Raw genomic sequence first — 9110 nt, 5'->3', positions numbered from 1 at the left:
ACAGTAGATAATAATGACGGTACGTTCACTTTAAATTATACGGATGGTACCAGCTTTACCACTTCAGATTTGACAGGCCCTCAAGGCGCTCAAGGTCCAGCCGGTCCACAAGGTCCAGCGGGTGCAGACGGTGCAAATGGTGCAGATGGAAACGGAATTGCTTCCACAGTAGATAATAATGACGGTACGTTCACTTTAAATTATACGGATGGTACCAGCTTTACCACTTCAGATTTGACAGGTCCTCAAGGCGCACAAGGTCCAGCAGGCCCACAAGGACCAGCAGGAAATGATGGCGCGGACGGTGCAGTAGGCCCACAGGGTCCAGCCGGTCCACAAGGACCAGCCGGTAATGATGGCGCAGATGGTGCAGATGGAAATGGAATTGCTTCCACAGTAGATAATAATGACGGTTCATTTACTTTAAATTATACGGACGGCACCAGCTTTACCACTTCAGATTTGACAGGTCCACAAGGAGCTCAAGGTCCAGCGGGTCCACAAGGACCAGCAGGTAATGATGGCGCAGACGGTGCGGTAGGTCCTCAGGGTCCAGCCGGCCCACAAGGTCCAGCAGGTGCTGATGGCGCGGACGGTGCGGTAGGTCCTCAGGGTCCAGCCGGTCCACAAGGACCAGCAGGTAATGATGGCGCGGACGGTGCAGTAGGTCCTCAGGGCCCAGCCGGCCCACAAGGTCCAGCAGGTGCTGATGGCGCGGACGGTGCGGTAGGTCCTCAGGGTCCAGCGGGTCCACAAGGTCCAGCAGGTGCTGATGGCGCGGACGGTGCAGTAGGCCCACAGGGTCCAGCCGGTCCACAAGGCCCAGCCGGTCCACAAGGACCACAAGGACCTCAAGGCCCACAGGGTCCTCAAGGCCAACCTGGTCAAGATGGACAAGACGGAGCAACAGGTCCTCAAGGACCTGCAGGCCCAACGGGTGCACAAGGTCCTCAAGGTCCACAAGGTCCACAGGGCCCTCAAGGCCAACCTGGTCAAGATGGACAAGATGGAGCTACAGGTCCCCAAGGACCTGCAGGCCCAACAGGTCCAACTGGCCCTCAGGGTCCACAAGGCCCACAGGGTCCGGCAGGAGATCCAGCAACGGATGACCAAACCCTTTCTACAAATGGAAGCCCAGGTTATATTGCTATTACTGGGGGGAACAACGTAACCATAAATGTAAATGATGCCGATAGTAATATTGGAAATGAATACAATACTGGTTTTACCGTATCTGGAGGTAACCTAAGGATTACTGATGGTGGGGGTAACCTAGATGTTCCATTGACAGACATTGGTTCTGATGATCAATATGATGATGAGGTATTATTGAGAACACCAATTGACGTAGATGAGGGTGGTGAGGCTTCACCAACATCAGAAACAAATGTAGAAGAAGTAATACAAGCAATTGCTCCAATTACATCTAAAGCGGCAAGAATTTTTTATCCGCCATCAATTGCTGTAGATGCCTCTATAAATGGAACATTCTCTATAGACTTGCATGCGCAGTATATGGCACAGTACGGTAGCCCAACAGTAGGTAGTGCTGGCGCACCAGCTGCCTTGCCAACTTATACCGCTACGGAGCTTTATTACTACGTAACCTATGCAGATCCTACAGTATTTAATACGGCCACTATGAGCATTGATGCTAATGGTGTTCTAAGTTATGAGATTATTGGGCAACCTGCAGATTACAATTCGTTAATCAACGTAGTGTTTGTAGTTAAATAATCATTTAAAGCTCCACAAATTTTGGATAAGTCCATTTTACATAAAATAAAACTCCTGTCCATATTCCTTTTTATAATGGGTATGGGCAGTGTTTCTGCTCAGTTTTTACTACAAGCACCTACGGATAGTGATCAAAACAATTTTAGGTGGTTTGAGGCTTCGGACACGAACACCGTTTTGGGTACGGATTCTTTTTATGAGGTTACAGAACCTGGGGTTTATTTTGCAACCTATGATGGTACGCTGTGCGGTTCTAATGCTACAGGATATTTTATAGTAACCAATTGCAATTCGCCCTATAATGAGGTAACTCTAGATGTTTCCCAAAATGTTAGTAGCAATGCAACAATTAATTGGAACAATACCAGTGTAAGCGGTACCCAACCCATGGTAACGGCAACTCAAGATGTTGAACGCTACGTGGCTACTATAACAAAAGCCAACAATAGCTTTATTTTACCAAGGTTCACGGTAGTCTGTATGGATCAAGCGGCTATTTTAGAAGATGATGTTGCGGTTGTAGACGAGGACGATGCTGTTCAAATTCCAATTTTTGATAACGATTCAGAATTGCCAGATACGGGGGTTCTAACATTTACAGAACCAGCTAATGGTTCCGTAACCGTAGATGAGAATGGGACACCAAATGACCCTACGGACGACATTGTTACGTACACGCCAAATCCGGATTTTAATGGACAAGATACATTTGACTATACCTTATGTAATAGTTTTGGTGACTGTAGTACCGCAACTGTAACCGTAACGGTAACACCTATAGTAGATACCGTTGCAGACTTGGTAACAACAGAGGAAGATACACCAATACAAATTACATGGTCCGGAAATGATAATGACTTGCCAGATTCAGGAACGTTTACCGTGACCGATCCTACAAATGGCACTGTAACAGTAAATGATAACGGTACACCAAATGACCCGTCTGATGATATGGTTACTTATACGCCAAATCCTGATTTTGACGGTACCGATATGTTTGACTATACGGTTTGTGATGCCTTAGGAAATTGTAGTACGGCAACTATTACTATTGTAGTAAGTGACCAAATTGTTTTGGACACGGATGGCGATGGTATTTTGGATAGTTTTGAGGATTTAAACACAGATGGTGATAATGATCCTGCCACCAATCCCACAGATACGGATAATGATGGTATTCCAGATTATTTAGACATTGATAGTGATGATGATGGTATACCAGATAATATAGAAGCGCAAACAACTGATGGTTATATAACCCCAAGCGGTATAGATGCCAACAATAACGGTTTAGACGATGCTTACGAGGGTGAAGGTGTACTGGGAGTTATCCCTGTAGATACAGATTTGGATGGATTGCCAGATTACGTGGATGAAGACGCGGATGGAGATGGTGTTCCAGACAATATTGAAGGTAATGATTTTGATCAAGACGGTCTTCCAGATGTGGTTTGGATAGATTCTGATAAAGATAATGATGGTCTTAATGATGGGTATGAGGGTAACGAAACTATAGACACGGATGTAAATGACGATATCAATGATCCATTAGCAGATCTACCAGATACCGACCAAGACGGAATTCCAGATTTTAGAGATACAGATGATGATGATGATGGTATTGAAACCGCCGATGAAGACCTAGATTTAGATGGTGATTTTGCAAATGATGATTCTGATGAGGATGGTATTCCAAACTATTTAGATCCAGATTTGGAGCAAAGCGAAGCAGAAATTGAGGTTTTCAACGTTATTACTCCAAATGGAGACGGTGTTCATGATGTTTTACGAATCGCCAATATTGAAAATTTCCCTAATAACACGGTTAAGATTTACAATCGCTGGGGTGTATTGGTATTTCAAACAAAAGCATACAATTCAAACGGAAACGTGTTTGATGGAACCTCTGAAGGAAGGGTAACCATTGATCAACAACGTAAATTACCGGTAGGTACTTATTTCTACATAATAGATTATCAAGATACCGTAGGTAATATGAAACAATTGTCCGGTTACTTATACATCAATAGATAAACGCATTCATATGTTTAAAAACATATTAAATTATACTAATGTAGGTTTGGCACTTTTTGCGCTGTTGTTGGGGTGCTTCTCGGCAACGGCACAGCAAGATGCACAGTACACCCAATATATGTACAATACCATGAGTGTAAATCCAGCTTATGCTGGTTCTAGAGGGCATTTAAGTTTGGCAGCCTTGTACCGTAATCAATGGATTGGTTTGGATGGTGCACCAGAAACGCAAACCTTAAATATTCATTCGCCTATTGGTTATCGGGGTGTAGGCTTGGGTTTTTCTATTGTAAATGATAAAATTGGCCCTACTACCGAGACCTATTTTGACGGTGATTTTTCCTATACCATAGAATTAAATTTAGAGAGTAGGTTAAGCTTTGGCCTTAAGGCTAGTGCACATTTATTGAATATAGATTTTGATAAATTAAACCAAGACGCGGCCCAAGGTTCAGATGCTTCTTTGCAGAATAATATAGATAATCGTTTCTCTCCCAACATTGGTGCTGGGGTTTACTATCATACAGATAAGTTCTATGCAGGTTTGTCTGTTCCAAGGTTTTTAGAGACAGAGCATTTTGATGAGTCATCGTTATCCACGGCAAAAGAGCGAATGAATTTTTATTTGATAACCGGTTACGTTTGGGACCTTAATTCTAATGTGAAATTTAAGCCCGCCGTGTTGACTAAATTGGTTAACGGGGCACCATTGCAGGTAGATTTGTCTGCCAATTTTATGTTCAATGAAAAGTTTATTGGTGGTGTAGCTTACCGTTGGGATGCCGCATTTAGTGGTATGTTCGGTTTCAATATTTCTGAACAAATGTTCTTAGGTCTAGCGTATGATCGTGAAATTACAGATTTGGGAGCCACTAGTTTTAACGATGGTTCTTTCGAGGTGATTTTTAGATTCGATTTTATTCGCTCAGAAGGTAATCTAAAGTCGCCACGTTTCTTCTAGAATCCAACTTTCTTATTTTTAATGCTTCTTTAGGCCTAATAGTCCGCTAAAGGGATTATTTTTATACCATGGAAGAGAAAGTTATTTTGGTCGATGAGAATGACCAGCAAATAGGACTAATGCCCAAAATGGAGGCCCATGAAAAGGCGCTTTTGCATCGGGCTTTTTCTGTATTTGTAATGAACAGTAAAGGTGAAATTATGTTGCAGCAACGTGCGGCTCATAAATACCATACACCAAATTTATGGACCAATACCTGTTGTAGCCATCAACGTGAAGGAGAATCAAATCTTGAAGCAGGAAAACGCAGGTTAATGGAAGAAATGGGGTTTGTTACCGAACTTAAGGAAGTTTTATCTTTTGTATATAAAGCTCCATTTGATAATGGGCTTACGGAACATGAATATGATCATGTTATGATAGGTTACTTTGAAGATGAACCGAATATAAACCCAGAAGAAGTGCAAAGTTGGAAATGGATGCGGCCCGAGGCCATAAAAGAAGATATTGCCAACAACCCTTCTAGTTATACTGCTTGGTTCAAGATTATTTTTGAAAAGTTTTACGATCACTTAATGTTAGAATTGCATGAGAGTAAAAGTTAGTAGAAAAGAACAGTTTAATGCGGCCCATCGTTTGTTTAGACCAGACTGGTCTAGCCAAAAAAACCAAGAAACGTTCGGCAAATGCAATAATCCTAGTTTTCATGGTCATAATTACGATCTAATTGTAAGTGTTACTGGAGAAATAGACCCAGAGACCGGCTACGTAATGGATATGAAAGTGCTTAAAGACCTTATTAAAAAGGAGGTTACGGAGTATATGGACCATAAAAACCTTAATTTGGATGTACCTGATTTTAAGGATTTAAATCCAACTGCCGAAAATATAGCTGTTGTTATTTTTAATAGAATTAGACCCCATTTAGCTCCTGATAAAGAATTGGAAATACAATTATTTGAAACACCACGAAACTTTGTAACATACTCGGGTTAAACTGCACATACTTAATCTATAAGTTAAACGTTAAAAAGTAAGAAAAATAATACAAAATGAACTTGTACCCGTTAAAGTTTAATCCCATAATGAAAGACCGTTTATGGGGCGGAGAAAAATTGAAGCATCTTTTTAATAAACCTAGTGAAACCGATACTACAGGTGAAAGTTGGGAACTATCTGCAGTAAAAGGAGACGTTTCTATTGTATCTAATGGCGAACTTAAAGGAACATCTTTACAGGCCTTGATTGATGAATATGGACCGTCTTTGTTAGGAGAAAGTGTTATAGCGCGCTTTGGAAATGAGTTTCCAATCTTAATTAAGTTTATAGATGCCAAACAAGATTTATCCATACAATTACACCCACATGACGATTTGGCAAAGGAGCGCCATGATTCTTTTGGAAAAACCGAGATGTGGTACATAATGGATGCCGATCCTGGATCAAAACTAATCGTTGGCTTTAATAAAGATGTTGAAAAGGAGGAGTACAAAAAAAGTCTAGAAGAAAACACACTTTTAGATTTACTTAACTATGAAGAAGTGACTTCTGGCGATACTTTTTTTATAAATACAGGTAAAATACATGCAATAGGGGCTGGTGTAATGCTTGCGGAAATTCAGCAAACGTCTGATATAACATACCGTGTTTTTGATTTTAATAGAAAAGATAAAGAAGGTAATCTAAGAGAATTACATACGGAGCTGGCCTTAGATGCCATAGATTATAAAAAGAAAGACGATTTTAAGGTTAATTATAGCTTTGCTAAAGATCAGGTAAACCAAATGGTAGACTGTCCTTATTTTAAAACCAATATTTTAGACTTAACCACAGACCTTACTCAAGATACTAGCAACAGAGATTCTTTTACCATTTATATGTGTGTAGAAGGCAGCGCGGTAGTTGCCAATGATTATGGAGACGTTCACTTACAAAAAGGGGAAACAATTTTAGTGCCGGCCGTTTCTAAATCTGTGAGTATAGCTACAAAAGGCGTAAAGTTGTTAGAGGTAACTATTTAGTGCGTACATTTGCTCAAAATTAGAAAAAATGGCAAGCGTTAGAGATTTAAAAAAGGATATCAACTACGTATTAGGAGATATTATTGATGCCGTTTATCAGTGGGAAGCGGAGACTGGAAATATAAATTCAGAAGAAGGCTCTTTACTAATAGACAAGGCTATAGCGTATTTTGATGAGTTAATGGAGAAAGTGCATCAAAAAGAAGTAGCGAATAAAAAACTTCACTTTAAGGATATAAAAAATCAGCTAGAGCAAAAAGCGGTAGAGTTGATTGAAAACCTAAATGAAATGGCCCAGTAATAGGGCCATTTTTTTATTCAGATTTTACTGTTTTAATATGCTCAGATAAGGCTTTACCGTACTTTGAGGCTGCTACCTCTTTAGACAAATTGTTATAAACACTATCTAAGTATTTTGGATTGGCCTCTGCACCATCATACAAGGTTACATAAGGTGTTACATAACTATTAGGGTGGGTTAGACCATAGTTTAGAATATAACCATACCTTCTTAAATAATTTCTTTGTGCAACCGTACGCAAAGAATCTAATTTAGTACTGTCCGTTATGGCCAAATGGTTTATTTCTAAATCTTTTTTATTGAATTGCGAAATCATTTCTTGGTACTCTTTGTACTCTTCATGACTTTTTGATCCAGTAATCTTTGCTTTTTTATCAAATTCGTCCCAAGTGGTATTGATTGTTATTTCACCTGCCTCACCAAAAAAAGCCAAACGATCATTATAATCATTATTGTCCGCACGATCTAAATGCAGCCAGAACAATTCAGGATCTTCCAATTCGTATGTCATTTCAAAAGAGCCGTCACCATTAAAGCTAATAGAATCTACCGTGGCCAATGTGGTATCTGCCAGCTTTTGTAAGTAGAGTTTTCCTTTTTTAAGTCCTTTAATAGACCCGGTTAGGTGCATGGTATTTTCAGAATTACCACCACATGCAACAAGTAAAGTGGCTAAACCAATCGTAAAAAATATCTTTTTCATTATCCAAAATTGAATGGCAAATATCTTAATAATATCTATTTTTAAAAGTTAGGTTTTAAAAAAATATTAACATTATAAACTAGCAGATACTTCCATTAACAATCCACATAAATAAGCTCCCGCTGTACCCACAACGTAACCAAATACGGCCAACAAGATACCCACCGAGGTTAAAGAGGGATGAAATTCTGCGGCAACTACTGGGGCAGAGGCCGCTCCACCAACATTTGCCTGGCTACCTACAGCCAAGAAAAAGTAAGGGGCTTTAATTAACTTTGCCACAATAATTAATAATAATGCATGTATGGTAATCCATATTAAACCAATTGCAATCAATCCCGGGTTTTCTAGAACCTTACCTAAATCCATTTTCATACCAATGGTGGCTACTAGAATATAGATAAACAAACCTCCTATTTTGCTGGCGCCTGCACCTTCATAGGTTTTGGCTTTGGTAAAAGACAAAGCAATACCAAAGGCTGTTGCAAAAACGACCATCCATAAAAATTTGGACCCTAAAGAAGATAGGATTTTGTCTTTATTGCTAACCGCTTCAAAATTGTTTTCTAAAAAAGTGGCAAAATGATGTCCTAATAAGTGTGCAAGGCCTACACCCACAAAGGCAAAGAATAATAGCATAATGTAATCTTTGGTGGTGGGTACACGGGTTATTTTATCGGTATAGGTTTTAACCTTTTCTTTTAGTGTTTCTATAGAACGGGTATCTGCTTTTAACCATTTATCTATAGTTTTGGTCTTACCAACACCAAACAAAATAATAGCCATCCAAATGTTGGCTACTACTATATCTATTAAGACCATACCGCCATATTTTTCTTGATTGTACTGGAAAACCTCTAGCATTGCGGCTTGGTTTGCGCCACCACCAATCCAACTGCCTGCTATAGTTGTCAATCCGCGCCAGACGGCATCAAACCCGGCGCCGCCAACCGTCTCTGGCGAAAAAATAGATACAATTAAAATTGCAATTGGTCCGCCAATGATGATGCCAAGGCTACCCGTAAAAAACATGATTAATGCCTTTGAACCTAGATTGGCAATTGCCTTAAGATCAATGCTCAATGTCAATAATACCAAAGCCGCAGGGAGTAGGTATCTACTTGCAATAAAATACAGATTAGAAGCCTCTTCTGAAATTAACCCGCTGCTCGCAAAAATAGCAGGTAATAGGTAACACATAAGTACGGTAGGTACAAAGGTGTAGAACTTTTTCCAGAACTTATGCTCTAAATTAGAGGTGTAAAAAACAAAACCTAGGCAGAGCGCCAAAAGGCCAAAAATAACGGTATCATCCGTTAACGGAAGTTGGTCCATATATAGTTGGTTGTATTA

General features: G+C 40.0%; 8 protein-coding genes and 1 pseudogene. 7 read left to right on the top strand and 2 right to left on the bottom strand.

Going from position 1 to position 9110, the window contains the following annotated elements; genetic code table 11:
* The 7 genes and pseudogenes from BUL40_RS14570 to BUL40_RS14540 all read left to right on the top strand — a co-directional run.
* Positions 1 to 1737: pseudogene (locus BUL40_RS14570) on the top strand (hypothetical protein); the annotation flags it as partial.
* 75 nt (positions 1738 to 1812) lie between these two features.
* Entirely contained in the window at positions 1813 to 3771 is a 1959-nt protein-coding gene (locus tag BUL40_RS14565) for an Ig-like domain-containing protein (RefSeq protein WP_080319846.1), read from the top strand.
* A 10-nt stretch (positions 3772 to 3781) separates the two neighbouring features.
* The gene (locus BUL40_RS14560; protein ID WP_080319845.1) at positions 3782 to 4732 is read left to right on the top strand and encodes a PorP/SprF family type IX secretion system membrane protein; all 951 of its coding nucleotides are present in this window, start codon (positions 3782 to 3784) and stop codon (positions 4730 to 4732) included.
* Positions 4733 to 4800: 68 nt separating this feature from the next.
* Positions 4801 to 5337, top strand: a complete 537-nt coding sequence (gene idi, locus BUL40_RS14555; protein ID WP_080319844.1) for an isopentenyl-diphosphate Delta-isomerase — start codon at positions 4801 to 4803, stop codon at positions 5335 to 5337.
* Positions 5321 to 5728 (top strand): 6-pyruvoyl trahydropterin synthase family protein, encoded by a 408-nt coding sequence (locus BUL40_RS14550; RefSeq protein ID WP_010519902.1) that lies wholly within the window; start codon positions 5321 to 5323, stop codon positions 5726 to 5728. The genes idi and BUL40_RS14550 overlap by 17 nt, the downstream gene beginning before the upstream one ends.
* Before the next feature lie 62 nt (positions 5729 to 5790).
* Complete coding sequence (locus BUL40_RS14545; protein ID WP_080319849.1) at positions 5791 to 6753, top strand: type I phosphomannose isomerase catalytic subunit; 963 nt, start codon at positions 5791 to 5793, stop codon at positions 6751 to 6753.
* A 28-nt stretch (positions 6754 to 6781) separates the two neighbouring features.
* On the top strand, positions 6782 to 7054 hold the full coding sequence (locus BUL40_RS14540) for a hypothetical protein (RefSeq protein WP_010519904.1): 273 nt from the start codon (positions 6782 to 6784) through the stop codon (positions 7052 to 7054).
* Between the two features lie 13 nt (positions 7055 to 7067).
* Here BUL40_RS14540 and BUL40_RS14535 read toward each other — a convergent pair whose 3' ends face one another.
* Positions 7068 to 7757 (bottom strand): DUF4369 domain-containing protein, encoded by a 690-nt coding sequence (locus tag BUL40_RS14535; RefSeq protein ID WP_080319843.1) that lies wholly within the window; start codon positions 7755 to 7757, stop codon positions 7068 to 7070.
* A gap of 72 nt (positions 7758 to 7829) precedes the next feature.
* Positions 7830 to 9092, bottom strand: a complete 1263-nt coding sequence (locus tag BUL40_RS14530) for a DUF819 family protein (protein WP_080319842.1) — start codon at positions 9090 to 9092, stop codon at positions 7830 to 7832.
* Between the last annotated feature and the right edge of the window lie 18 nt (positions 9093 to 9110).

Origin of the sequence: Croceivirga radicis, from assembly GCF_002072105.2 — a bacterium.
In the GTDB taxonomy this organism is placed as follows: Bacteria; Bacteroidota; Bacteroidia; order Flavobacteriales; family Flavobacteriaceae; genus Croceivirga; species Croceivirga radicis.
This window is presented reverse-complemented; position numbering and strand designations above follow the sequence as displayed.